Source organism: Streptomyces katrae, from assembly GCF_000717655.1.
Classification (GTDB): Bacteria; Actinomycetota; Actinomycetes; order Streptomycetales; family Streptomycetaceae; genus Streptomyces; species Streptomyces katrae_B.
This window is the reverse complement of the sequence record NZ_JNZY01000007.1, coordinates 127,726-151,652: the sequence shown is the minus strand read 5'-3', so window position 1 is coordinate 151,652 and position 23,927 is coordinate 127,726. Positions and strand designations below refer to the sequence as shown.

Sequence of the window (23,927 nt, the reverse complement as noted above, 5' to 3'; positions counted from 1 at the left end):
GTGGTGCGGTCCGCGCCGTTCAGGCTGTCCGGCCGCGGCGGGCGAGGAGGCGGACCACGCCGTCGCCGATCAGCTGGATGACCGTGACGATGGCGACCAGGACCACGACGGTGGCGAGCATGAAGCCGGTCTCGAAGCGCTGGAAGCCGTAGGTGATGGCCTTGGAGCCGAGTCCTTCGCCGCCGACCGCGCCGGCCATGGCGGAGTATCCGATCAAGGTGATCAGCGTGGTGGTGACGGCGGCGACCAGCGAGGGCAGGGCCTGCGGGAGGAGCACCTTGCCGACGAGGGTGGGGACCCCGCCGCCCATGGACTCGACGGCCTCGATCAGGCCGTGGTCCACCTCGCGGACGGCCGTCTCGACGAGGCGGGCGAAGAAGGGGATGGCGCCGATGGCGAGCGGGACGATCATGGCGGTGGGGCCGATGAAGGTGCCGACGACGGCGGTGGTGACCGGGATCAGGGCGATCAGCAGGATGATGAACGGCAGCGAGCGGCCCAGGTTCACTATCACGCCGAGGACCTTGTTGAGCGGCCGGTTCTGCAGGAGGCCGCCCTTGTCGGTGAGGACGAGCAGGATGCCGACGGGCAGTCCGCCGAGGACGGTCACCAGGGTGGACCAGAGCACCATGTAGAGGGTGTCGTACGTGCCCTGGGTGAGCAGGGGCTGCATCTCGGACCAGGTCACTGGGCACCATCCTTGACGAGCTGGGCGAGCTCGGCGTCGGCATCTTCTGTGTTTTCGACGTCGTCGGTGACCACGTCGACCTGCAGGCCCTGCTCGCGCAGGAAGCCGACGGGCACGACGTTGTCCTCGTAGCGGCCGGGCAGCTCGATGCGCATGCGGCCGATCTGGCGGCCCGCGACGGTGTCCATCGCGGCGCCGAGGATCGAGATGTCGATGTTGTACGTCCGCGCCAGCTGGGAGATGACCGGCTGGGTGGCGGCGTCGCCGTGGAACGTGACGTCGACGACCGTGCGGTCGGGGCCGGTGGCGGCTCCGCTGACGGGGAAGAGTTCGCCGGCGAGCTCGGAGCCGGGGGTGGCGAGCAGTTCGGCGACGGTGCCGGACTCGATGATCCGGCCCCGCTTCATCAGGGCGGCCGAGTCGCAGACGCTCTTGACGACGTCCATTTCGTGGGTGATGAGCAGGACGGTCAGGCCGAGCTGCTGGTTGAGGTCGCGCAGCAGCTGGAGGATCGAGCGGGTGGTCTCGGGGTCCAGCGCGCTGGTGGCCTCGTCGGAGAGCAGCACCTTGGGGTCGCCGGCCAGGGCGCGGGCGATGCCGACGCGCTGCTTCTGGCCGCCGGAGAGCTGGGCGGGGTAGGCCTTGGCCTTGTCGGCGAGGCCGACGAGGTCGAGGAGTTCGAGGGCCTTGCGGGAGCGCTCGCGGCCGGAGACGCCGAGGATCTCCAGGGGCAGTTCGATGTTGCTCTGCACGGTGCGCGAGGACAGCAGGTTGAAGTGCTGGAAGACCATGCCGATACGGCTGCGGGCCTCGCGGAGCTCCTTGCCGGCGCGGCGGCCGCGGCCGGCCAGGGCCGTGAGGTCGACGCCGTCGACGGTCACGGTTCCGGTGGTGGGGCGCTCGAGCAGGTTCACGCAGCGGATCAGGGAGGACTTGCCGGCGCCGCTCTGGCCGATGACTCCGTAGACCTCGCCCTCGCGGACGTGCAGATCGACGCCGTCCAGGGCGGTGACCTCGCGGCCACGGGACTGGTAGACCTTCGTGAGGCCCGATGTGGTGATCACAGGAATTCCGTCGCTGTCGAGTGCGCGGCGCAAGCGGGTGCCGGGCACGGGGCAAACATCTGGGGACGCGATACGGGTCAGATCATCAGAAAACGACGCTGACGGCGCGTGCGCGGGGCAGGAGCGGTCCGGTGCTGCTTCGGGGCGGCGGTCCGGACGGGCTCGGCCGGTCTCGCTTCGGGGCGCGAGACTGCAAGGAGAGGGGCCCTCAGAAGGCGCACATTCGACACATACAACGAGCACCGGGCGTTATCGTCGCCTCGGTCGCAAGGGTGCGGCTGCTCGTCGTGGTCATGGGCCCCAGTAAAGCAGACCTCCCCCTTCACCGATCACCGATGTCCGCATAGCGGACGTAATCCGGCCGCATTCCGGACAGCACCGGTCAGGGCCGGTCATCCGCGACGAAGGCCCTACCACTGGGCTGGCCTGCACGGACACGGCCCAGGAGCCGGTAAGCGGCGGCCCCCACAGGGCCGGGCGGGGGCCTCCGCTGTGGCCAAGGCCACGACCTACGGCTGCCGCGGGCCGCCTGCCCGCAGGGGTGCGCGCGGCCGGGCCGGCGGCCCGTAATACCCTCGCTGCATGCTCGACGCCCTGACCGTCGCCCTCGGCGCGGCCGCACTCGCCCTCGCCGCCTGGTGCGGATACGCCGCCCTGCGGGACCAGCCGACCAAGGACTGGCACTTCATCGGCATGGGCGTGGTGACCCTGCTGGCCCTGGCGCAGCTGGTGGTCGGCGTGGTGAAGCTGGTGCAGGGCGGCGAGCCCGACGAGGGCACGGTGATCTTCGTGGCCTACCTGGTGGGCGCCTTCGCGGCGGTCCCGGCGGCCGGGCTGCTCTCGCTGAGCGAGCGGACCAAGTGGGGTTCGGTGACGGTGGCCGCGGGCGCGCTCGTCCTCGCCGTGCTCGAAGTACGCCTCTATGACATTTGGGGAACCCCCGGTGCCTGACCCGCAGATGGACGACACGGCCGCCACCCCCGCCGAGCGGGGGCGGCTGGTCTCCGGGCCCGGGCTGCTGCTGGTCTGGCTGTACGGGGTGATCACGGTCGGCGCGGTCTCGCGCTCGGTCTACCAGATCTCCACCGAGTTCGACCGGGCCCCGCTGCCCTACACGCTGACCGGCCTGGCCGCACTCGTCTACTGCTTCATCACGTACTCGCTGGTGCGCGGCGGGGAGACGGCCCGCAGGGCGGCGCGCGCATGCTGCGCCGCCGAGCTGGCCGGGGTACTCGTCGTGGGCACCTGGACCCTGGTGCGGCCCGAGTCCTTCCCCGACTCGACGGTGTGGTCGCAGTTCGGGATGGGCTACCTGTTCATCCCGGTGATCCTGCCGGTCACCGGGATGCTCTGGCTGCGCGCCAAGCGCTGAGCGCCGGAGGCGGGCGTCAGGCGCTGACCGCGAAGTCGGCCGCGTCGGTGGCCTCCTTCTCCAGGATCACCAGGCGTACGCCGTCGGAAGCCGTACGGCCGCCGACCTGTACGTAGCCGGCCTTGCGGTAGAGGCGCAGGTTGGACTCGCTCTTGTGGCCGGTGTGCAGGCGGAAGCGGGTGGTGTCCCCGTGGCCCGCGAGGGCCTCCTCGACGGCGCGCAGCAGCCGGGCGCCGAGTCCGTGGCCCTGCAGGCGCGGGTGGACGCAGAGTTTGGCGATCTTGCCGGTGCCGTCCTCGTCGACCTTGCCGCGCACGGTGCCGACCACTTCGTCGCCGAGCCGGGCCACCAGTACGGTGTCCGACTCCAGCTCCGCCTTGAGGGAGTCCAGGGTCTGGGTGAGCGGCTGGATGCGGTAGTTGCCGTACAGCTCGGCCTCGCGCTGGAACGCCAGGTACTGCAGTTTGAGGATCTGCTCAGTGTCCTCGGCAGCTGCCGCCGAAATGGTCACGCTCATGCCCATGTGCGCATGCCTCCCGCTCACCTGGTAGCCCATTGGTCTACCGCTCCCTTCCCCGAAGGCGAGGAGCCGCAACCTCTGACGCGAGCATTCTGCGCAGACATCCCAGGCATCGGGAACGGACGGGTCCCAAACTTCCTTGTGAGATACCCAACTCTCCTGCGATTTCACGGTAGGTGAGGTCTCTGGGCGAAAGAAGTGCCCTCATGAGCTCCGGACACCGTCCGGGCAATCGGGCGACCGCCGATCGGAGGGCGCGGTTCTCCTCCCCGTGCAGCAGGGCGTCTTCGGGTTCGGCGCCCGCGCTTCCCGGTCGGCAGCCGTACGGGATCTCGCGGCGGGCGCGGCGCCGGGCGAGCCGGGCTTCGGCGCGCACCGCCCGGCGCAGCCAGCGGGCCGGCTCGGCGGGGGCGGGGTCGTGTTCCAGCAGCCTGACCCAGACGGCTTGTTCCAGGTCGGCCGCTTCCACGCCGGCGCCCGGGGCTTCCGCTGCCGCCTCGGCGGAGAGCAGCGGGCCCAGTTCCTTCAGGAGGTCGGAGTCCTTCAGCAGGTCCATGCCGGGCGGGACGCACGCGCCGCGCCCGGCGGTTTCCCCGCCCGGCACAGCCCACCCGTACGTGATGTTCCGCTTATCTGTTGACGCGCCTAAGGGCTGTCCCGTAATCCCCGGTGGATCAGCGCGCGGCGTAGCCGGCGTCGTGCGCCCGCCGGGGATTGCGGGACAGCCTTTAGCGTCCGCGGCCCGGGCGGAAGGCCTCCGCCGCGAGAAGTCCGGTGTCAGCGTTGTCCGTGAAGATGCCGTCGATGCCCTGCTCGAAGTACGTCTTGAATGCGCCGAAGGCGTCCCCGTAGGCGGCCGGGTCGGCGCCCCTGCGGTACTCGGCCGGCAGGAAGCTGTTCTCGTTGCGCGCGGTATAGGGGTGCAGCACCAGCCCGCGGGCGTGGGCGTCCTCGACCAGCGTGGTCGGGGTGCCCAGCTTCCCGGCGGCGTCGCGGGGGATGATCAGGTCCATCGTGGGGCCGATGCCCTGGGCGAATCCGGCGATCCACTTCAGGCCCTCGGGCTTGACCAGGTCCGCCACCGTCCGCGGGTCCTTGGCCTGCTCGAAGTCCCAGGGCCGGGTGCCCGCCGCCGACAGCAGGACCACGCGGGGCGCGGAGACCAGCTTGGAAAGCCGCTGGATGCTGGAGGGCTCGAAGGACTGGAGGAAGAGGGGGGCGTTCCGGCCGTCGCGGCCGTACCGGCGCAGCAGCTTGGCGAGCGGTTCCTCGAGGCCCAGGCCCAGGGACCGGAAGTACGTGGGGTGCTTGGTCTCGACGTGCAGCCAGACGCGCTTGCCGCGCCGCTTGCCCTCGCGGTCGGCCCAGCTCAGCACCTCGTCGAAGGTGGGCACGTCCCACCGGCCGTCGTAGAGCGTGTTGCGCTGGCGGACGGCGGGGATACGTTCCTTCGCCCGCAGGGTCTTCAGCTCGGCGAGGGTGAAGTCCTCGGTGAACCAGCCCGTGACCGCGACCCCGTCGATCGACTTCGTCGTACGGCGGGACGCGAACTCGGCGTGATCGGCGACATCGGTGGTGCCGCCGATCTCGTTCTCGTGGCGGCACACCAGGTGGCCGTCCTTGGTGGGCACCAGGTCCTGCTCGACGACGTCCGCGCCCAGGTCGAGGGCGAGCCGGTACGACCCGAGGGTGTGCTCGGGCCGGTAGCCGCAGGCGCCGCGGTGGCCGATGACCAGCGGGACGGGGAGGTCCCGGTAGCCGCCGCCGTGGCGCGCGTCGGCCGCGAAGGCCGCCTCCGCCGTGTCCGTGGCCTGAGCCGTCTGCGCCGCCGAGGCGGATCCCGCCGAGAGTCCGGCCATGCCGCCGCCCGCCGCCAGGACGGCCGCTCCCAGGACCGTGCGCCGTGCTGCCCCACCCTGCGTCATGAGTGCCACTCCTGTCGTATGGAAGGGCCGGCGGCACCCGGGGGCTCCGGGTTCCTGCGGCCCGATTCGGCGTGGCGATCGTAGGCAGCAGCCGGTGGCGCAGGGGTGGGCTCGTGGGGAACATGGCGGAAACGTGCGTCAACACTGCGTATCCACCTCGTGAACCCGATGTGCACTCGGAGCTGACCCACGAGTATCGTCCTCACCTGCACTACCGCCGTGTGGTGCGAAACCGCTTTTCGATGCCGGAGGGCTCACGTTGTTCCGTACATCGCTCATCAAAGCCACTGTCGGACCGGTCATGCGCATGATGTTCCGCACCCGTGTGGAGGGCATCGAGAACATCCCGGGCACCGGGCCGGTGATCCTGGCGGGCAACCACCTCACCTTCATCGACTCGATGATCCTTCCGCTGGTGTGCGACCGCACGGTCCACTTCATCGGCAAGGACGAGTACGTGACCGGCAAGGGCATCAAGGGCCGCGCCATGGCCTGGTTCTTCACCGGCTCCGGCATGATCCCGGTCGACCGTGACGGTGCGAACGGCGGCGTCGCCGCCCTGATGACCGGCCGCCGGATCCTCGAGGAGGGCAAGATCTTCGGGATCTACCCCGAGGGCACCCGCTCCCCCGACGGCCGCCTCTACCGCGGCCGCACCGGCATCGCGCGCCTGACCCTGATGACCGGCGCCCCCGTGATCCCCTTCGCGGTGATCGGCACCGACAAGCTCCAGCCGGGCGGCGCGGGCATGCCGCGCCCGGGCAGGGTCACGGTCCGCTTCGGCGAGCCGATGGAGTTCTCCCGCTACGAGGGCATGGACCGCGACCGCTACGTGCTGCGCGCCGTCACCGACTCGGTGATGGCGGAGGTCATGCGGCTCTCGGGCCAGGAGTACGTGGACATGTACGCCACCAAGGCCAAGGCGGCCTGACGGCCGTCCGGCTACTGCCGCTGCAGTGACCGGCTGACGCCCGCCGCGGTCGTCGTGGCGAGGATCCAGCCGGTCACGATCAGCACGTACGACAGCCACTGGTACCAGCCGCTCGGCGCGTACGCGGACTCCTGGCCGAAGCCGATGATCGGCAGCATCAGGTCGATCGTGTAAAACACTGCATTGAAGTCGGGCGCCTCCCCCGCTTTCAGCGGCCGGGGCGCGTGCAGGCTGTATGCGATCGAGCCCACGAGCAGCAGCGCCAGCAGCCAGCCCGCGGCGCGCAGCGGCCGGAAGCCGTAGCCGACGGTGGCGTCCTGGAGCAGCCCCCAGACCCTGGCGTGCCGGGGCAGGGTGCGGCGGTGCTCGCGCAGCTTGGCGAGCTGCACGGTCCGGGCGCCCGCCTCGTCCCCGGCCGTACTGTAGGCGGCGGCGAGCTGCTCGTACGCGTACGGGAGGTACCCCGACTCCTCGCGCTCGAGCGCGGGCAGCCGCTGCTCGGGCGGCAGGTGCGGGGCGAGGGTGCGGTAGGTGAGCCCGTCGATGGCGATCCGCTCGGGCCAGGCGTCCGGATCGATGTGCAGCAGTTCGAAGGTGGAGCGGCGCAGGTTCACCTCGCCCTGGATCGGGGGGCACCGGCGCAGCCACATCTCGCCTATGGCGCAGCTGGAGGCGCGCAGGGCGGTCCCGCCGGGGTTGCCGAGGTCGGCACGGGTGAGGTTGGCCTGGCCGGGTATGCGGGAGCCGGTGAGGTTGACCGTGCCCCGGGCGTGCAACCGGTGCGCGCGCAGGTCGGTGCCGACGCTCAGCGTCTCGGCGTGCAAGGCGATGCCGCCGGGGGCGAGCAGACGGGCGCCGTCGAGCTGGACCTGTCCGCCCACGACGGCGCCGTTGAGCCGCAGTTGGCCGTGCACCGTCAGGTCGTTGGCGATGATGTCGGTGCCGATCTCGGCGTGGTTGAGCTGGAGCGCGGCCTCGCCCGCCTCCTCGTCGGGGACCGGCCCGATCACGGCTCCCTGGAGGAAGAGCCCGCCGGAGATCCTGGCGCCCTGGAGGCGTACGGGGCCGGTGATCCGGCAGCAGGAGAGCCGCAGGACCAGGTCCACCCGCAAGTTGGCGGCGGTCATTCCGGGCAGCGTCGAGTAGCCGAGGACGAGTGCCTTCAGCTGGGCGCCGTACAGGAGGGGTTTGCGCTCGAACCAGCAGTCCCGCAGCCGGATGGCGTGGTCGACGACGGCGTACCTGAGGTCGAGTTTGCCTACGATCCTGGCCCCTTTGAGCTTGATCCCTGCGACCTGCCCCTCCTCCTCCCGGCCGGCGCCGAGGAGGAGGGCGCGGAGCACCTCGGCGCGGATGGTGCGCTCCGGTCCCCAGTCGGCCCCGTCGACGGAGCTGTCGCCGGGCTCCTCCCGGAAATCGACGCCCTCGCCGCGTGGGAAGGCCTCCCATACGCGGCGCTCCGCCGGGGTCAGCTCGTTGATCTCCATCGCGGGGATGGTGTCCTGCACGTCAACGGACTGTCAACTCCGTTCGGAACACCCCCCTTGAGCAGGATCAGTGCGCGATGCCGTCCTGGAGCTTCTGACCCCTGAGCAGGAACCACGCCGCCACAGCAGTGGCCAGCAGTACGGCCGCGCCCACGCCGGAGGCGTACCGCAGGCCGTCCACGAAGGCCTCCTGGGCGGCACCCACCATGGTCTGCGCGGTGGCGGGATCCACCGCCTTGGCGGCCTCGACCGCGCCGCCCAGCGATTCGTGCGCGGCGTCGGCGACCGGTCCGGAGACCGAGGCCGGGGCGGTGAAGCCCTGGTAGACGCCCGTGACGATGGAGCCGAGGAGGGCGATGCCGAGGGCCGCGCCGAGTTCGTACGCGGTCTCGGAGACGGCCGAGGCCGAACCGGCCTGCTCCTTGGGGACACTGGAGAGGATCACGTCGGCGGTGACGGTGAAGGAGAAGCCGGCGCCGAGGCCGACGACCAGCAGGGCGGCGCCGAGCAGCGGGTAGCCGCTCTCCTTGTGGACCAGCGTCAGCGCGCCGAGCGCGAGCCCGATGGCCGCGAGGCCGCCGGTCACGATCGACCGTACCGAGTACCGGCGGGCGTACCGGCCGGCGACCAGGCCGGTCACCACCGCGCCGATGGCGGCCGGCAGTTCGGCCAGGCCCGCCTCCAGGGGGTCGCGGCCCTGGACGAGCTGCAGGAACTGGGAGAGGAAGAAGACGAGGCCGGAGAGGCCGAAGACGGTCAGCAGGTCGGCCAGGACCGCGCCGGAGAAGCCGCGGTGCCTGAAGAGCCGCATGTCGAGGAGCGGCGACGGCAGGCGGAACTGGCGGCGGACGAAGGCGTACAGGCAAGCGGCGCCGATGACGGCGGCGGCCCCGACGCCCCAGGTGATCCCGTGGGTGGCGACTTCCTTGACGGCGTAGACGACACCGATGACGCCGACGAGCGAGAGGGCGACGCTGACCAGGTCCCAGGGGCCGGCCACCGGGTTCTTGGACTCGGGCAGCAGCTTGATGCCGACGAGGACCAGGGCGATCATCACGGGCAGGTTGATGAGGAAGACCGAGCCCCACCAGAAGTGCTGGAGCAGGGCTCCGCCGACGACGGGCCCGATGGCCGCGCCGGCCGAGGCGGTGGCGCCCCAGATGCCGATGGCGAGGCTGCGTTCCCTGGGGTCGTGGAAGATGTTGCGGATCAGCGCGAGGGTGGACGGCATCAGGGTGGCACCGGCCACGCCGAGCAGGGCCCTGGCCGCGATCATCATCTCGGGGCTGGTGGCGTAGGCGTTGAGGACGGAGACGGCGCCGAAGGCGGTCGCGCCGGCCAGGAGCAGCTTCTTGCGGCCTATGCGGTCGCCGAGGGAGCCCATGGAGACGAGCAGTCCGGCGATGACGAACGAGTAGATGTCGCCGATCCAGAGCAGCTGGGTGCCGGACGGCTTGAGGTCCTCGCTGAGCGAGGGCGTGGCGAGACCGAGTACGGTGGCGTCCACCGCGACCAGCAGAACGGCCAGGACGAGCACGGAGAGGGCCAGCCAGCGCCCCCTGCTCCCCCGGCCCTTGATCGCCTCCGTCCCCTTCTCCCGGGTCAGCTGTTCGATGCGGCTCATTTCTCCACACTCCGTCGTGCGCCACCGAGCAGCAGCTCGATGATCATGTACTGGAAGTCCTTCGCGGCGACCCGGCCGTCCATGACGGCCCAGGCGCAGGTGCCGATGAGGCCGTAGAGGGCCTCGGTGAGCCAGGCGGGGCTCAGGTCGATCCGGATGTCGCCCTCCTCCTGGCCGCGCCGGAAGAGCGCGCTGACGCGGGCGTCGAGCCGGGCCCATCCCTCGTTGACCTGGTCGCCCTCGAAGAGCTGGTTCTCGGTGACGAGGAAGGCCAGCAGCTGGGCGTCGCGCTCGGCCTCCGCGACCAGCCGGCGCAGCGCCTCGACGGCCGTGCCCTCGTCCAGGCGGGCCTGGTCGAAGGCCGTCTCGAACTGGCGGATGCCGAGTTCCTCGAGGGCCCGTACGAGGGCGTCGCGCCCGGCGAAGTGCCGGTGCAGGGTCGCGCGCCCGATGCCTGCGGCGCGGGCGACCTCGTCCATCGTGGCGGTCGATTTGCGGGAGAGCAGGGCTGCGGCGTCGCGGAGCACCTGGTCACGATCCATGGCCATGAGACAAGCATACCCCGAATGAGACGTTCATGTCTCATCCCATAAACGGGGTGCCCTCGGGCACCCGGAACGGAAGGCTGCCGAGATGACACCGAAGCCCTTGCTGCTGATCGACGTGGACGGCCGGCCCCCTGAACCCTTACGCGGCCCAGCCGCAGCGCCGCCCCGAGGGGTACGCCACCCACCGGATGCGTCCGGCCGGCTGGACCGAGGCGGAGAGCCGGCGCCCCCTGCGGGTCTGGCTCAACCACGCCCACGGCGCAGAGCTGCTCGCGCTGGCGCGCTCGTACGAGCTGGTCTGGGCCACCACCTGGAAGGACGAGGCGAACGACTGGATAGGCCCGCACCTGGGCCTGCCGCGGCTCCCGTACATCGACTGGCCGCAGATGCACGGGCGGGCTCCGCGCGGCACCTTCTGGAAGACGCAGTACATCCTGGAGTACGCGGGCGAGCGGGAGTTCGCGTGGATCGACGACGACATCACGGCGATGGACCGGGAGTTCGTGGACCAGCGCCACCCGGCGCGGGCGCTGCTGATGCGGATCGACGAGCGGATCGGGCTGGTCCGGGCGGACTTCGAGCGGCTCGCCGGCTGGGCGGCGTGAGGGACGGGGCCCGACCGGCCCCGGGGCGGGGCCGGTCCGCGGTTTTGATCACGCTTGCCGGGCCCATCTAGCATGTGCATGCCACCCCCGCGATCTTGCCGTCCGACGAAAGCGACCCATGCGCATCAAGCGGATCCTCGCCACGACCGCCGCCCTCACCTGTCTCGCCGCCCTCCCCGCCTGCAAGGGGGACGGCCAGGCCGCCCCGCCCGGCGCACCCGCCTCCTCCGCGGCCCCCGCCGGCGCGGCCGCCGAGGGCCCCCTCGCCGAGGCGCAGCGGTACATGCGCCAGTTCACCGGGTGCGAGGACCTGGGCACGAAGCCCGACGACCCGAGGATGCCGAGCGGTGACTTCCCCAAGGTCGGGCAGTGGTCGGTCACCGAGGTCGGCGTCTGCCGCGACGGGCGCGGGCAGGGCGACATCGCCATCGCCGTCCCCAAGGACATGAAGGCGTTCCAGGCGGGCTACAAGCAGTACGTCATGGACAAGATCTCCGGGGGTGACGGGGCCTACGGGCTCTTCAGCAACGTCCTGGTCGGCAAGGGCTTCGTCGCCTTCCCCACCAAGTCGAAGTCCGCCATGGCCCTGCTCCAGTCGGACATGCGCGTCCTGGTCTGCAACCCCGGCGGGCGAGCGCCCGAGGGGTACAAGCGGGAGAAGCCCCTGGTGGAGGGCTGCGGCCTCACCGACTTCTTCGCCAGCGAAGACGGCTCGGGCAGCCCGAACTTCGAGACCCCGCAGGACCCGGCGGGCGGCGGCGAGAAGCCCGGCCAGCCGAAGACCGGCAGCCTCGGCCTCGCCCGCGCCGGCAGCATCGCCGAACTGCGCAAGCTCGTCGGCAACAGCCTGGACTGCGAGAAGCACTTCTCCACGGACCCCGAAGCAGTGGCCGTCGAGTCCATCGACTACCAGCCCGCGGTGAAGGGCAACGCGCTGGACTGGGGGATCACGGGCCGCGCGCTGTGCGGTCAGCCCGCGGGGGCGCAGCGCGCCGTCCACCTGAGCTGGCTCGACACCGTCGGGGACATGAAGAAGCTCCAGACCAAGGCGAAGGCCGCCCAGCAGGCCGACCTGAAGGATGACGGCGAGCTGAAGGCGACCGTGAGCATGCTGCTCGTCGGGGAGAACATCGCCGTCGAGACCAACGACCCGTCGGCCCGGTTCGGCCTGTACCAGCTGCAGTTCCTGTACCTGAACTGCGTGCCCGGCTTCTCCGCCCCTTCCGGGTACCGGCTGGAGAAGGCCCAGGTCGAGGGGTGCGTCCTGACCAACTACGAGCCGGAGCACCCGGTGCGCTGAACGCGCGGGCGCGCGGCGGCGGACATGAGGGAGGGGCGGTCGGGGCACAGGGCTCCGACCGCCCCTCCCGGCGTCCCGCGGCGTGCGGACGTACAGGCCTTCGGGCGGGGGGCCTTCGGGCGTGCGGGCCGCATGGCCGCGGGGGCAAGGGGGCAGTGCCGTTCGGCTACTGCTTGTGGGTCGCCCAGGCGTGCTGGATGACCAGGTCGGCCTTCAGCTCCGCGAGCTGCTTGGCGACCGCCGAGGGGGCGGTGCCGCCGCGGCCGTTGCGCGAGGCGAGGGCGCCGGGCACGTTGAGGACCGTACGGACCTCCGGGGTCAGGTGCTCCGAGATCTTCGCGAACTGCTCGTCGGTGAGCCCGTCCAGCTCGATCCCGAGCGCCTCGCACTCCTTCACGCACTCGCCGGCCACCTCGTGCGCCACCCGGAACGGCACTCCCTGCTTGACCAGCCACTCCGCGATGTCCGTGGCGAGCGAGAAGCCGGCCGGAGCGAGCTCCTCCATCCGCTCCCGGTTGACCGTGAGGGTGGCCATCATCCCGGTGAAGGCCGGGAGCAGGACCTCGAGCGTGTCGCAGGAGTCGAAGACCGGCTCCTTGTCCTCCTGGAGGTCCCGGTTGTACGCGAGCGGCAGCGCCTTGAGCGTGGCCAGCAGGCCCGTCAGGTTGCCGATGAGCCGGCCCGACTTGCCGCGCGCCAGCTCCGCGATGTCGGGGTTCTTCTTCTGCGGCATGATCGACGACCCGGTCGAGAAGGCGTCGTGCAGGGTCACGAAGGAGAACTCCTTCGTGTTCCAGATGATGATCTCCTCCGCGATCCGGGACAGGTTGATCCCGATCATCGCGGTGATGAAGGCGAATTCGGCGACGAAGTCGCGGGAGGCCGTGCCGTCGATCGAGTTGCCGACCGAGCCGCGCTCGAAGCCGAGGTCGGCGGCGACCGCCTCCGGGTCCAGCCCCAGCGAGGAGCCGGCCAGCGCGCCCGAGCCGTACGGGGAGACCGCGGTCCGGGTGTCCCACTGCCGCAGCCGCTCCGCGTCCCGGGACAGGGACTGCACGTGGGCCAGTACGTGGTGCGCGAAGAGCACCGGCTGCGCGTGCTGCAGGTGGGTCCGGCCGGGCATGGCCACGTCGTGGTGGGTCTCGGCGAGGCCGACCAGCGCGTCCTGGAGGTCCGCGATCAGGCCGCCGATGATGCGGGCGTGGTCGCGCAGGTACATCCGGAAGAGGGTGGCCACCTGGTCGTTGCGGGACCGGCCGGCGCGCAGCTTGCCGCCGAGGTCGGCGCCGAGCCGCTCCAGCAGGCCCCGCTCCAGGGCGGTGTGCACGTCCTCGTCGGCGATGGTGCCGGTGAACGAACCGTCGGCGACGTCCGCTTCGAGCCGGTCGAGGCCCGCGATCATGCGGTCGAGCTCGTCCGCCGTGAGCAGGCCCGCCTTGGCGAGGACCCGGGCGTGGGCGCGGGATCCGGCGATGTCGTACGGCGCGAGGCGCCAGTCGAAGTGGACCGACGCGGACAGCTTGGCGAGGGCCTCGGCCGGGCCATCGGCGAACCGGCCGCCCCAGAGCCGGACGTCACCACCGTTGTTGCTGCTCACAGCTACTGCTCCTCAAGACTGCATCTGCATGGCTTCGGATGCGCACATGGCTTCGGATGTGAAACTGCCTCCCCGCCGCGGAGGAAACGGGGAGGCAGTCGGGTGGGCCGTCAGGCGGGGTCGCGGCGCGCCGCGACCTCCTTGCCGGTGCAGCCGTGGGCGGCGGTCGAGGCGCCGCGCTTGCGGATGACGTCCAGGTCCTCGCCGCCCTGGCCGACGTCCACGGCAACGGCGGTGACGTCTGCGCCCGTCTCCTCGGCGATCCAGCCGATGGCGACGAAGGTGTCCGGTCCGCCTGAGCAGGCGCGTACGACGCGCTCCGTCACGGGCTCCTCCTCACACGCTGCGTCCTCCTGCACGGTGCATCCTGCGAGCATAACTATGCAGTACTCCGTATGTTTCGTCAATCGTGCCCGTCGTCGCGCCGCTGACCGGCCCGGATAGCAGGGGCGGAGCCCATGGGCGCCCGCCTACGATCGGCCGGGAAGTGGTTTCGGGGGAGGGCACATGCGGCTCATACGGCAGGACATCGCACAGGGGCACGACGCGGCGCTGGCGCTGATGCGGCGTGCGGACACCGGGGTTTGCGACGTGACACGGGTGCTGCTGCTGCGGCCGGACACCGACGTGTTCACCGGCGGGTTCCTCTGGCACCGGCCGGAATCCTGGATCGCCTTCGACGAGGAGGTGCGGCGCCTGGCCTCCCGCTCGTACGAGCCCCTGCACAGCGACCGGCTCGAGGCCCGGCTGTGCCACCCCGACGGGCGGGTGCGCGCCGCCACCCTCGCAGCGTGGCGGAACCCCCCGCTCCTGCTCGTCCTGATCCGGTGCGCCGACTGGGTCCCGGCGGTGCGGGAGCGCGCCCGGCGGGTGCTCGGCAGGATCGTGGCCAGGAACCCCGAGCCCATGCTGACCGCCCTCATCCCGCTCGCCCTGCGACTGGGCCGGCGCGAGAACGGCGCCTGGGCGGTGGAGCAGCTGGAGGCCGCCCTGAGCGGCCGGTACTCCCTCCTCGCCGCATGGTGGCGCCCCGGGCGCCCCTCGACGACGTGGAGCTGGAGCTCCCTGACCGCGGAGCAGCGCGCCCGCATCCTGGACCACCTCGGCCGGACGGCGGACCTGCCGACCCGGCGGTTCGCCGCCCGCCTCACCCTCGCCGCCGGCCGGCTCGGCGTACGGGAGCTCGCCCGGCGGGCCGCCACGGAGCACGACCCGGCGACGGGCCGGCTGTGGACCGACGCCGCCCTCGCGGCGATGGCAGCCGACGGGCCGGACGACGAGGCGGTCGACACCCTGCTCGGCAGCCGCGTCCCGATGGTCCGGGCCGCCGGGGTCACCGCACTGCGCCGGGCCGGCCGGGCGGCGGAGGCCTCCCGGCACCTCGCCGACCGGTCCGCTCTCGTACGGGCCTGCGCGCGCTGGCTGCTGCGCCAGGACGGCGGCGACCCGTACGCGCACCACCGCGGGCTCCTCGCGGACCCGGAGCGGGTGAGCCGGTATGCGGTCACCGGCTTCTGCGAGTTCGCCCCGCGCGCCGACGCGCCGCTGCTGAGCGCGCTGCTGGACCATCCCGTCGGCCCGGTACGGGCCGCCGCCCTGGCCGGGCTGCGGCGGATGGACGCCACCCCCGACGACGCGGTACTGCTCCCGCTGCTGGACGACGGGTCGGCGTCGGTGGCCCGCGAGGCCGCGCTCTGCCTGCGTCCCGTGGCCGGGCGGCTGGACACCGGAGGGCTGGCCGCCCGTGCCGCCCCCGACCGGCGGCTGCACAACCGCCGCGCCGCGTTCCGCCTGCTGCACGCCCAGGGGGGAATCGCCGCGCTGCGTGCCGCGGTGGCCCTGTCGGCGGACCCCGACCCGGGCCTGCGCCGGCTCGCGGCGGACACGGTGGAAGGCTGGAACTGGCTCCAGGCCCTGCAGGAGGGACAGGCGGAGCGCGCGGAACTCGGCGCGCTGCTGGCGGCGTCGGCGCACGTGCTCCCCGCTCACCGGCTGCGGTGGTGGCGCACCCGCCTGGGGCTGCAGGAGAACGACTGCGCAGAACTGGACGCGTTGCTCACCCGGTCGCCGCACGACGAGGACCGGCGGCTGTGGCGTGCCCGCCGCGAGCTGTGGGACTGAAATTCCCGGCCCGAACCTGCCGCCCTGACCGATAATCGGATCATGGGAAAGCTCTACGAACGTATCGACGGCCGGCTGCGCAAGTTCATCGAGGAGCAGCCGGTCTTCTTCACCGCGACCGCACCGCTGGCCGGTGACGGCCACGTCAACCTGTCCCCGAAGGGCCGCGCGGGAACGCTCGTCGTCATCGACGAGCAGACCCTCGCCTACCTCGACTTCGGCGGCAGCGGCGCCGAGACCATCGCCCACGTCCGCGAGAACGGCCGGATCACGTTGATGTGGTGCGCGTTCAGCGGCCCGCCCAACATCGTGCGCATCCACGGCGAGGGCGAGGCCGTCTTCCGCGACGATCCCCGCTGGGGCGAGCTGATCGGTCTGTTCGGGGAGGCCGACGGGCCCTCCGCGCGGGCGGTCATCGTCGTGCACGCCCGCCGGATCGCCGACGTGTGCGGGTACGCCGTCCCCTTCATGGAGTACCAGGGCGAGCGCACCCTCCACGCGGAGTACTTCGCCCGCAAGACGGACGAGGAGTTCGGCGAGTACTGCGAGAAGAAAGTCGCAGTGAGTCTCGACGGCCTGCCTGCACTGCCCCTGCCCCTTCCGCCCCGTACCGTCTGACATGTGCTGCGTACCGCTCTCGTCACCGGCTCACTGATCGTCACCGGCCTGCTCCTGCAAGGCCCCTACGGACCTGCGCCGCTGCCGGCCCGTCTCGCCGACACGGGCGGCGGCAGCCAGCTGATCACCGCCGTCGCGCCCGCGCCCGGATCCACCACGGGGCGGCTGACCTGGTGGGACCGCCGGGCGGGGCACTGGTACGAGGCCGGCAGCGCGGACGCGCGCTTCGGCGCGAACGGCCTGACGGAGGGTGAGACCCGCACCCAGGGCACGAACACCACGCCGACGGGCCTGTACGAGCTGCCGTACGCCTTCGGGATCCGGCACGCGCCCGCCGGGACGGAGTTCCGCTACCTCAAGGTGACCCCTGATTCCTGGTGGTGCCAGGACAATGCGTCCGTCGCATACAACCGGTGGACCGAGCCGCTGCCCGCGGACTGCGCGCCGGGCGAGGCGGAGCACCTGGTCACGTACGAGAAGCAGTACGCGCACGCGCTCGTCATCGCCTTCAACTACGACCGGCCGGTGCACGGCCGGGGCGCGGGCATCTTCCTACACGTCAACGGCAAGGGGGCGACGGCCGGTTGCGTGTCCGTGCCGGAGCGGGCGATGCGCGCGATCCTGCGCTGGGCCGATCCCCGCCGACGCCCGCACATCGCGATCGGCACGCAGGAAGGGCCGCTGGCCGTCACCCGGTACTAGGAGGTGCGGCATCGCCTTCGGGCTCGGCCTCGGCCTCGTCGGCGGCCCGGTACTCGTACGCGTCCTCCCACCAGACCTTGTCGTCCAGCCACTCGTCGTCCTCGCCCTCGCAGGCGACCGCGTCGGCGCCGCGCCACCGGTAGCGGTCACCGATGCTCCGCAGGACGTGGCGGCGCTGCTGTTCGTCCAGCGCCGCGAACGCCGGATGCGGCTCGGCGCGGACCAGGTCCCCCAGCGGGTCGCCGCACTCCGTGCGGGCCCGGACCTCCCGGCCGGCCCTTCCGGCGAACGCCAGCGCCACCAGGCCGAGCGCGGCCACCGCGGCGCAGGCCCATTCCCGTGCCCCGTGCGGCCGCTCGGCCAGCAGCAGCACGCCCGCCAGGACCCAGAAGAACATCACCAGGACGATGCCGACGCAGCCGCAGCAGGCCGGCAGCCGGTTCGCCTCGCCGTCCGGCATGCGCCGGACATCGGGCAGCCGGGCGTCCCGTACCTTCCCGTACGCGCTGCGCCGCTCCACGTACCCCTGGTCGCACCAGTCGATCCAGCCGAGCGAAACGGGCTCGGGATCGTGCCGGCGTACGGCCTCCAGCAGGGCAGCGGGCAGCGGGTGGGCGGGCGCCCCGGCGGGATCGCGGCCCTCCTCGGTCAAGAACGCCGCCCCTTCCCCGTCGATGCGGAGGTACCCGCCCAGGACGAGTTCGGCGGCCGCCGCCTCGGTCGCCTCGTTGCGCAGCAGGGCGGCGTGGTACGGCTCGAGTTCGAGGGCGGCGACGAGCCGGAGGACCTCGCGCCGGATCCGGGCCCGGCGCCGCCACCGCAGGCCGATGGGCCCGTACACGGCGGCGGTCACGACGGACACCGACAGGGCGAGGACGAGTTGGAGCACGCCCCGAGGCTACGGCGGCGGCGCCGGGTCCGGCACCGGATTTCCGGCGCCCCGGACGTCCCGGCTCAGCCCTCCTTCTGGGCCAGCCGCAGCAGGTGGTCCGCGAGGGCCTGGCCGCCGGCGGGGTCGCGGCTGATCAGCATCAACGTGTCGTCACCGGCGATCGTGCCGAGGATCTCGCGGAGTTCGGCCTGGTCGATCGCCGAGGCGAGGAACTGGGCCGCACCCGGCGGGGTGCGCAGGACGACGAGGTTCGCGGAGGCCTCCGCCGAGATCAGCAGTTCGCCGGAGAGGCGCCGCATGCGCTCCTCCTTCGCCGACTCGCCGAGCGGGGCCTGCGGGGTGCGGAAACCGCCCTCGCTGGGTACCGCATAGATCAGCTCGCCGCCGGTGTTGCGGATCTTCACCGCGCCCAGCTCGTCGAGGTCGCGGGAGAGCGTCGCCTGGGTGACGCTCAGCCCGTCGTCGGCGAGCAGTTTCGCCAGCTGGCTCTGGGAGCGGACCGGCTGCCGGTTGAGGATGTCCACGATCCGGCGGTGGCGGGCGGTGCGGGTCTGCGGGACGGACGGGCCGTTCTGCTCGTGTTCCTGCGCCTGACTCATCGTCGTCTCATTCCCCGGTGTGTCCGTCCCCGTTGGCTGCGTCGAGGATGCCGGGCAGCGCCCGGACGAACGCGTCCGCCTCGGCCTCGGAGAGTACGTACGGCGGCATGAGCCGTACGACGTCGGGGGCGGGCGCGTTGACCAGGAAGCCGGCATCTTGGGCCGCCTGCTGCACCTGCGGTGCGAGCGGCCCGGTCAGCACGATACCCAGGAGAAGGCCCTCACCACGGACATGGGAGACCAGCGGGTGCCCCGCAGCCTCGATTCCGGAGCGCAGCCGCTCCCCGCGCGCCTTGACCCGGTCGAGCAGGCCGTCGGCGGCGATGGTGTCGATGACGGCGAGGCCGGCGGCGCACGCGACGGGGTTCCCGCCGAAGGTGGTGCCGTGCTGGCCGGGCTGGAGCAGGTCCGCGACGGGCCCGAAGGCGGCGACGGCGCCGATCGGCAGACCGCCGCCGAGCCCCTTCGCGAGCGTGACGAGATCGGGCTCGACGCCCTCGTGGGCCTGGTGCTCGAACCAGTGGCCGCAGCGCCCGATGCCGGTCTGCACCTCGTCGAGGACGAGCAGGGTGCCGGTGGCCCGGGTGATCTCCCGGGCGGCCGTCAGGTAGCCGGCCGGGGGCACGACGACGCCGTTCTCGCCCTGGATCGGCTCGATGACGACGAGCGCCGTCTCCTCGGTGACGGCGGCCCGCAGGGCCTCGACGTCGCCGTACGGGACGTGCGTGACATCGCCGGGCAGCGGCCGGAACGGGTCCTGCTTCCTGGGCTGGCCGGTGAGCGCGAGGGCGCCCATGGTCCGGCCGTGGAAGCCGCCGTCGGTGGCGACCATGTGGGTCCGCCCGGTCAGCCGGCCGATCTTGAACGCGGCCTCGACGGCCTCGGCTCCGGAGTTGCAGAAGAAGATCCGGCCGGGGCGCCCGAACAGCTGGAGCAGCCGCTCGCCGAGCGCGAGGACCGGCTCGGAGGCGTAGAGGTTGGAGACGTGGCCGAGGGTGGAGATCTGCCGGGTCACGGCTTCGACGATCGCCGGGTGGGCGTGGCCGAGGGCGTTGACCGCGATTCCGCCGACGAAGTCGGTGTACTGCCGGCCGTCCGCGTCCCAGACCTGGGCGCCTTCGCCGCGCACGAGGGCCAGCGCGGGAGTGCCGTAGTTGTTGGTCAGCGTGTCCTGCCAGCGGGCGCCGTAGCGCTGATTGCCGGTGCCCTGTTGGCCGGTCTCCCGGCCGCCGGTCTCCTGATGGCCCGTCATGTGCGCACCCCTCCCTGTGCGTCGGGCACGACCATCGTGCCGATTCCCTCGTCGGTGAAGATCTCCAGCAGGATCGAGTGCGGGACCCGCCCGTCGATCACGCGGGCCGTGCTCACACCGCCGCGGACGGCGTGCAGGCAGCCCTCCATCTTGGGCACCATGCCGCTGGACAGCTCGGGCAGCAGCTTCTCCAGCTCGCTGACCGTGAGCCGGCTGATGACCTCGTCGCTGTTGGGCCAGTCCGCGTAGAGGCCCTCGACGTCGGTGAGCACCATCAGCGTCTCCGCGCCCAGCGCGGCGGCGAGCGCCGCGGCCGCCGTGTCGGCGTTCACGTTGTACACGTGGTGGTCGTCGGCGCTGCGCGCGATGGAGGAGATGACCGGGATCCGGCCGTCCGCCAGCAGCGCCTCGATCGCGCCCGTGTCGATGGCGGCGATCTCGCCGACCCGGCCGATGTCGACGAGCTCACCGTCGATCTCGGGGGTGTGCCGGGTCGCGGTGATGGTGTGGGCGTCCTCGCCGGTCATGCCGACGGCGAGCGGCCCGTGCTCGTTGAGCAGCCCGACCAGCTCGCGCTGGACCTGCCCCGCCAGGACCATCCGTACGACGTCCATGGCCTCGGGGGTCGTCACGCGCAGGCCGGCCTTGAACTCGCTGACCAGGCCCTGCTTGTCGAGCTGGGCGTTGATCTGGGGGCCGCCGCCGTGCACCACGACCGGCTTGAGGCCGGCCTGGCGCAGGAAGACCACGTCCTGGGCGAATGCGGCCTTGAGGTCCTCGTCGATCATGGCGTTGCCGCCGAACTTGATGACGACGACCTTGCCGTTGTGGCGGGTGAGCCAGGGCAGGGCCTCGATGAGGATCTGCGCCTTGGGCAGCGCGGTGTGCTTGCGCGCGGTTCCGGCGCCGGGCTGGCCGGCCTTCTCGTTCTTCGTCGGGTCGCTCATGAGCTGTACGCGCTGTTCTCGTGGACGTACTCGGCGGTGAGGTCGTTGGCCCAGATCACGGCGGACTCGGAGCCGGTGGCCAGGTCGGCGGTGATGCGGACCTCGCGGTCCTTCATGGAGACCAGGTCGCGGTCCTCGCCGACCGAGCCGTTCTTGCAGACCCAGACGCCGTTGATGGCCACGTTCAGCCGGTCCGGGTCGAAGGCGGCCCGGGTGGTGCCGATGGCGGAGAGCACCCGGCCCCAGTTGGGGTCCTCGCCGTGGATGGCGCACTTGAGCAGGTTGTTGCGGGCGATGGACCGGCCGACCTCGACCGCGTCGCCCTCGGTGAGGGCGCCGATGACCTCGATGCGGATGTCCTTGCTGGCACCCTCGGCGTCGCCGATCAGCTGGCGGGCGAGGTCGTCGCAGACGGTCCGTACGGCCTCCGCGAAGGCCTCGTACGCCGGCACCTGGCCGGAGGCCCCGGAGGCGAGCAGCAGCACCGTGTCGTTGGTGGACATGCAGCCGTCGGAGTCGACCCGGTCGAACGTGGTGCGGGTGGCGGAGCGCAGCGCCTTGTCGAGGGTGGCGCTGTCCACGTCGGCGTCGGTGGTGAGGACGACGAGCATGGTGGCCAGGCCCGGGGCCAGCATGCCCGCGCCCTTGGCCATGCCGCCGACGGTCCAGCCTCCCCCACCCTCCGGGCGGGGGGACCCCCAGGTGACGGCGGCCGTCTTGTGCACGGTGTCCGTGGTCTTGATGGCGATGGCGGCGGCCTCGCCGCCGTCCTCGGAGAGTGCCGCGACGGCGGTGTCGATCCCGGGGAGCAGCTTGTCCATGGGCAGGAGGACGCCGATCAGGCCGGTGGAGGCGACGGCGACCTCGCCGGCGTTGTGCTCGCCGCCCAGCGCCTCGGCCACCTTCTCGGCGGTCGCGTGGGTGTCCTGGAAGCCCTTGGGGCCGGTGCAGGCGTTGGCGCCGCCGGAGTTGAGGACGACCGCGCTGACCGTGGCACCGCGCAGGACCTGCTCGGACCAGAGCACGGGCGCGGCCTTGACGCGGTTGGAGGTGAACACGCCCGCTGCGGCCATCCGCGGCCCGTGGTTGACCACGAGGGCCAGGTCCGGGTTGCCGTTCGCCTTGATCCCGGCCGCGATGCCCGCGGCCGTGAACCCCTGTGCTGCCGTAACCGTCACGGCGCGACTCCGATCGTGGAAAGCCCGAGCCCTTCGGGGAGCCCGAGGGCGATGTTCATGCTCTGCACCGCGCCACCGGCGGTGCCCTTGGTGAGGTTGTCGATGGCGCTGATCGCGATGATCCGCTGTGCGGCCTCGTCGTACGCGACCTGGATCTGAACGGCGTTGGAACCGTGGACGGACGAGGTCGCCGGCCACTGCCCCGCGGGCAGCAGGTGGACGAAGGGCTCGTCCGCGTACGCCTTCTCGTACGCGGCGCGCACCGCGTCGGCGGTGGTGCCGGGGAGGGCCTTGGCGGAGCAGGTGGCCAGGATGCCGCGCGGCATCGGCACGAGGGTCGGTGTGAAGGAGACGGAGACCTTCTGCCCGGCGATCGGGCTGAGGTTCTGCACCATCTCGGGGGTGTGCCGGTGCCCGCCGCCCACCCCGTACGGGCTCACGGAGCCCATGACCTCGGAGCCGAGCAGGTGCGGCTTGAGCGCCTTGCCGGCGCCCGAGGTGCCGGTGGCCGCGACGATCACGGCCTCGGGCTCGGCCAGCTGTGCGGCGTAGGCCGGGAACAGGGCGAGGGAGACGGCGGTCGGGAAGCACCCGGGAACCGCGATGCGCTTGGACCCCTCCAGCGCGGCGCGGCCACCGGGCAGCTCGGGGAGCCCGTAGGGCCAGGTGCCGGCGTGCGGGGCGCCGTAGAACGCGTCCCAGTCGGCGGAGTCCTTGAGCCGGTGGTCGGCGCCCATGTCGACGACGAGGACGTCCTCGCCGAGCTGTGCGGCGACGGCGGCGGACTGCCCGTGGGGCAGGGCCAGGAAGACCACGTCATGCCGACGGCCGTGGCCGGCGAGGACCTCGGGCGTGGTCGCCTCCAGGGTCCGGCCCGCGAGCGGCACGAGGTGGGGCTGGAGGGTGCCGAAGAGCTGTCCGGCGTTGGAGTTGCCGGTCAGCGCGCCGATCTCCACCTCGGGGTGGCAGAGCAGCAGGCGCAGGACCTCTCCTCCCGCGTACCCGCTCGCTCCGGCCACCGCTACACGTACCACCATCGGACCCTCCTCCTCGATGGCATGACTATACGTACCGCCGCACGTTTATGCAAAGCGCCGGGATCGGCCGGCGCCCCATGCCGGGCGGGCCGGGGTGGGTCGGACCGAGCCGCCTACGCCGGGCGGTCCAGCACGTGGCGGACCCAGACGTTCGGCTCCACGTACACCGCGTAGCCCTGTTCGAGCTCGCAGCGGACCGGGGCCAGGGCTCCCGGCACCAGGACCGGGCCCGTCGCATCGAAGGGCAGCCCGGTCCACTCCCGCCACTGCGCGAGCGAGCCGGTGATCGTCATCGACAGCGGGGCCACCGAGTCGATCACCGCACCCGCGCGCACATGGACCCGCAGCCACGGGTCGTACGGCAGAGCGTCCTCGCGCGTGCGGTACGCGTACTCCTCGATGGGGGTGCCCGGCTCGGCCGGCTTGCCGCTGGGCCGGACCGGGGCCACCACCTCGGCGAACCCGCGGGCGCGGGCGTTGTCCCGCATCGCGGCCAGCATCCGCCCGGACAGGCCCTCGCCGAGCCGGTCGGTGGCGACGGTGATCTCGATGGCGCTCACCGTGTCGGGGGCGACCCCGCGCCGCAGGTCGGAGAAGGCCCACATGAGGACCTGGTCCCACCCCTGCGCGGGCAGCGCCCCGTCGCGGCCCGGCGCGTGCTGCGCGAAGGGCACGCTGAACCCGCGGGCGATCACCGCATCCCCGTCGGTGGCCACCAGGACGTAGTCGGCCAGCTCCTTGACCATCCGCGGGTAGAGGAGCCAGGCGACCGAGTCGTGCTGGGCGAACTCCGGCCAGGTGTCCTTCATGTCCCAGAGCCGTTCGGCCAGTTCGGGTCGCTGCGCCAGGGTGGTGATCTGCATTCCGGTCATGGCCGCAGGTTAGGGCGGTGGACGGGTGCGGTTCCACCGTTTTGAGGG

At 72.1% G+C, this 23,927-nt stretch carries 23 protein-coding genes and 2 pseudogenes; 8 read left to right on the top strand and 17 right to left on the bottom strand.

Annotated elements, in window-relative coordinates; genetic code table 11:
* Positions 1–19 precede the first annotated feature (19 nt).
* Entirely contained in the window at positions 20–688 is a 669-nt protein-coding gene (locus IF09_RS0111135) for a methionine ABC transporter permease (protein ID WP_030294468.1), read from the bottom strand.
* A complete protein-coding gene (locus IF09_RS0111130; protein ID WP_030294466.1) occupies positions 685–1,752 on the bottom strand; it encodes a methionine ABC transporter ATP-binding protein in 1,068 nt (355 codons plus the stop codon). Before IF09_RS0111130 ends, IF09_RS0111135 begins: the two co-directional genes overlap by 4 nt.
* A gap of 582 nt (positions 1,753–2,334) precedes the next feature.
* Between IF09_RS0111130 and IF09_RS0111125 the strand changes: the two genes are divergently transcribed.
* Both IF09_RS0111125 and IF09_RS0111120 read left to right on the top strand, forming a co-directional pair.
* Entirely contained in the window at positions 2,335–2,703 is a 369-nt protein-coding gene (locus tag IF09_RS0111125; protein WP_030294464.1) for a hypothetical protein, read from the top strand.
* 7 nt (positions 2,704–2,710) lie between these two features.
* Positions 2,711–3,124, top strand: a complete 414-nt coding sequence (locus IF09_RS0111120) for a hypothetical protein (protein WP_030294462.1) — start codon at positions 2,711–2,713, stop codon at positions 3,122–3,124.
* 16 nt (positions 3,125–3,140) lie between these two features.
* Here IF09_RS0111120 and IF09_RS0111115 read toward each other — a convergent pair whose 3' ends face one another.
* The 3 genes from IF09_RS0111115 to IF09_RS0111105 all read right to left on the bottom strand — a co-directional run bounded on the left by IF09_RS0111115 (position 3,141) and on the right by IF09_RS0111105 (position 5,569).
* Positions 3,141–3,647: a GNAT family N-acetyltransferase gene (locus IF09_RS0111115; RefSeq protein WP_030294460.1), complete on the bottom strand. Its 507-nt coding sequence runs from the start codon at positions 3,645–3,647 to the stop codon at positions 3,141–3,143.
* A 37-nt stretch (positions 3,648–3,684) separates the two neighbouring features.
* Positions 3,685–4,200, bottom strand: a complete 516-nt coding sequence (locus IF09_RS42810) for an RNA polymerase sigma factor (RefSeq protein WP_078613185.1) — start codon at positions 4,198–4,200, stop codon at positions 3,685–3,687.
* A 172-nt stretch (positions 4,201–4,372) separates the two neighbouring features.
* Positions 4,373–5,569, bottom strand: a complete 1,197-nt coding sequence (locus tag IF09_RS0111105; RefSeq protein WP_037634559.1) for a glycerophosphodiester phosphodiesterase — start codon at positions 5,567–5,569, stop codon at positions 4,373–4,375.
* A 301-nt stretch (positions 5,570–5,870) separates the two neighbouring features.
* Here IF09_RS0111105 and IF09_RS0111100 point away from each other — a divergent pair, with 301 nt between their 5' ends.
* Positions 5,871–6,500, top strand: a complete 630-nt coding sequence (locus IF09_RS0111100) for a lysophospholipid acyltransferase family protein (protein WP_030294451.1) — start codon at positions 5,871–5,873, stop codon at positions 6,498–6,500.
* An 11-nt stretch (positions 6,501–6,511) separates the two neighbouring features.
* On the opposite strand, the gene IF09_RS0111095 is transcribed toward IF09_RS0111100, so the two are convergent.
* The 3 genes from IF09_RS0111095 to IF09_RS0111085 form a co-directional block, all read right to left on the bottom strand.
* Entirely contained in the window at positions 6,512–7,987 is a 1,476-nt protein-coding gene (locus tag IF09_RS0111095) for a hypothetical protein (RefSeq protein ID WP_030294449.1), read from the bottom strand.
* Between the two features lie 67 nt (positions 7,988–8,054).
* On the bottom strand, positions 8,055–9,611 hold the full coding sequence (locus IF09_RS0111090) for an MFS transporter (protein ID WP_030294448.1): 1,557 nt from the start codon (positions 9,609–9,611) through the stop codon (positions 8,055–8,057).
* Complete coding sequence (locus tag IF09_RS0111085) at positions 9,608–10,159, bottom strand: TetR/AcrR family transcriptional regulator (protein WP_030294446.1); 552 nt, start codon at positions 10,157–10,159, stop codon at positions 9,608–9,610. The genes IF09_RS0111090 and IF09_RS0111085 overlap by 4 nt, the downstream gene beginning before the upstream one ends.
* 85 nt (positions 10,160–10,244) lie before the next feature.
* Between IF09_RS0111085 and IF09_RS40070 the strand changes: the two are divergent.
* A pseudogene (locus IF09_RS40070) lies at positions 10,245–10,764 on the top strand (hypothetical protein).
* Positions 10,765–10,882: 118 nt separating this feature from the next.
* Positions 10,883–12,064 carry a hypothetical protein gene (locus tag IF09_RS0111075; protein WP_030294445.1) on the top strand — a complete coding sequence of 394 codons (1,182 nt, stop codon included), beginning with the start codon at positions 10,883–10,885 and terminating at the stop codon, positions 12,062–12,064.
* Between the two features lie 166 nt (positions 12,065–12,230).
* Here the strand turns inward: IF09_RS0111075 and argH are convergent, their stop codons facing one another.
* Complete coding sequence (argH, locus tag IF09_RS0111070) at positions 12,231–13,661, bottom strand: argininosuccinate lyase (protein ID WP_030294443.1); 1,431 nt, start codon at positions 13,659–13,661, stop codon at positions 12,231–12,233.
* A 119-nt stretch (positions 13,662–13,780) separates the two neighbouring features.
* Positions 13,781–13,987, bottom strand: a pseudogene (locus IF09_RS0111065) (argininosuccinate synthase domain-containing protein); the annotation flags it as partial.
* A gap of 181 nt (positions 13,988–14,168) precedes the next feature.
* On the opposite strand from IF09_RS0111065, the gene IF09_RS0111060 reads away from it, so the two are divergent.
* Genes IF09_RS0111060 through IF09_RS0111050 form a run of 3 tightly spaced genes read left to right on the top strand, consistent with a single transcriptional unit; the run spans position 14,169 to position 17,102 of the window.
* A complete protein-coding gene (locus tag IF09_RS0111060) occupies positions 14,169–15,782 on the top strand; it encodes a hypothetical protein (RefSeq protein WP_051832336.1) in 1,614 nt (537 codons plus the stop codon).
* A gap of 42 nt (positions 15,783–15,824) precedes the next feature.
* Positions 15,825–16,400 carry a pyridoxamine 5'-phosphate oxidase family protein gene (locus IF09_RS0111055; RefSeq protein WP_030294435.1) on the top strand — a complete coding sequence of 192 codons (576 nt, stop codon included), beginning with the start codon at positions 15,825–15,827 and terminating at the stop codon, positions 16,398–16,400.
* A 6-nt stretch (positions 16,401–16,406) separates the two neighbouring features.
* Entirely contained in the window at positions 16,407–17,102 is a 696-nt protein-coding gene (locus tag IF09_RS0111050) for a L,D-transpeptidase family protein (protein ID WP_030294434.1), read from the top strand.
* Here IF09_RS0111050 and IF09_RS0111045 read toward each other — a convergent pair.
* From IF09_RS0111045 to IF09_RS0111015, 7 genes are all read right to left on the bottom strand, one after another.
* Entirely contained in the window at positions 17,089–17,991 is a 903-nt protein-coding gene (locus tag IF09_RS0111045; RefSeq protein ID WP_030294433.1) for a hypothetical protein, read from the bottom strand. The genes IF09_RS0111050 and IF09_RS0111045 overlap by 14 nt on opposite strands.
* A 65-nt stretch (positions 17,992–18,056) precedes the next feature.
* The gene (locus tag IF09_RS0111040) at positions 18,057–18,593 is read right to left on the bottom strand and encodes an arginine repressor (protein ID WP_030294431.1); all 537 of its coding nucleotides are present in this window, start codon (positions 18,591–18,593) and stop codon (positions 18,057–18,059) included.
* Between the two features lie 7 nt (positions 18,594–18,600).
* Complete coding sequence (locus IF09_RS0111035) at positions 18,601–19,845, bottom strand: acetylornithine transaminase (protein WP_030294429.1); 1,245 nt, start codon at positions 19,843–19,845, stop codon at positions 18,601–18,603.
* A complete protein-coding gene (gene argB / locus IF09_RS0111030) occupies positions 19,842–20,792 on the bottom strand; it encodes an acetylglutamate kinase (RefSeq protein ID WP_051832335.1) in 951 nt (316 codons plus the stop codon). Before argB ends, IF09_RS0111035 begins: the two co-directional genes overlap by 4 nt.
* Positions 20,789–21,970, bottom strand: a complete 1,182-nt coding sequence (gene argJ, locus IF09_RS0111025; protein WP_030294426.1) for a bifunctional glutamate N-acetyltransferase/amino-acid acetyltransferase ArgJ — start codon at positions 21,968–21,970, stop codon at positions 20,789–20,791. Before argJ ends, argB begins: the two co-directional genes overlap by 4 nt.
* Complete coding sequence (argC, locus tag IF09_RS0111020) at positions 21,967–23,007, bottom strand: N-acetyl-gamma-glutamyl-phosphate reductase (protein WP_030294424.1); 1,041 nt, start codon at positions 23,005–23,007, stop codon at positions 21,967–21,969. Before argC ends, argJ begins: the two co-directional genes overlap by 4 nt.
* A gap of 113 nt (positions 23,008–23,120) precedes the next feature.
* Positions 23,121–23,879: a hypothetical protein gene (locus IF09_RS0111015; RefSeq protein WP_030294422.1), complete on the bottom strand. Its 759-nt coding sequence runs from the start codon at positions 23,877–23,879 to the stop codon at positions 23,121–23,123.
* Positions 23,880–23,927: the final 48 nt, after the last annotated feature.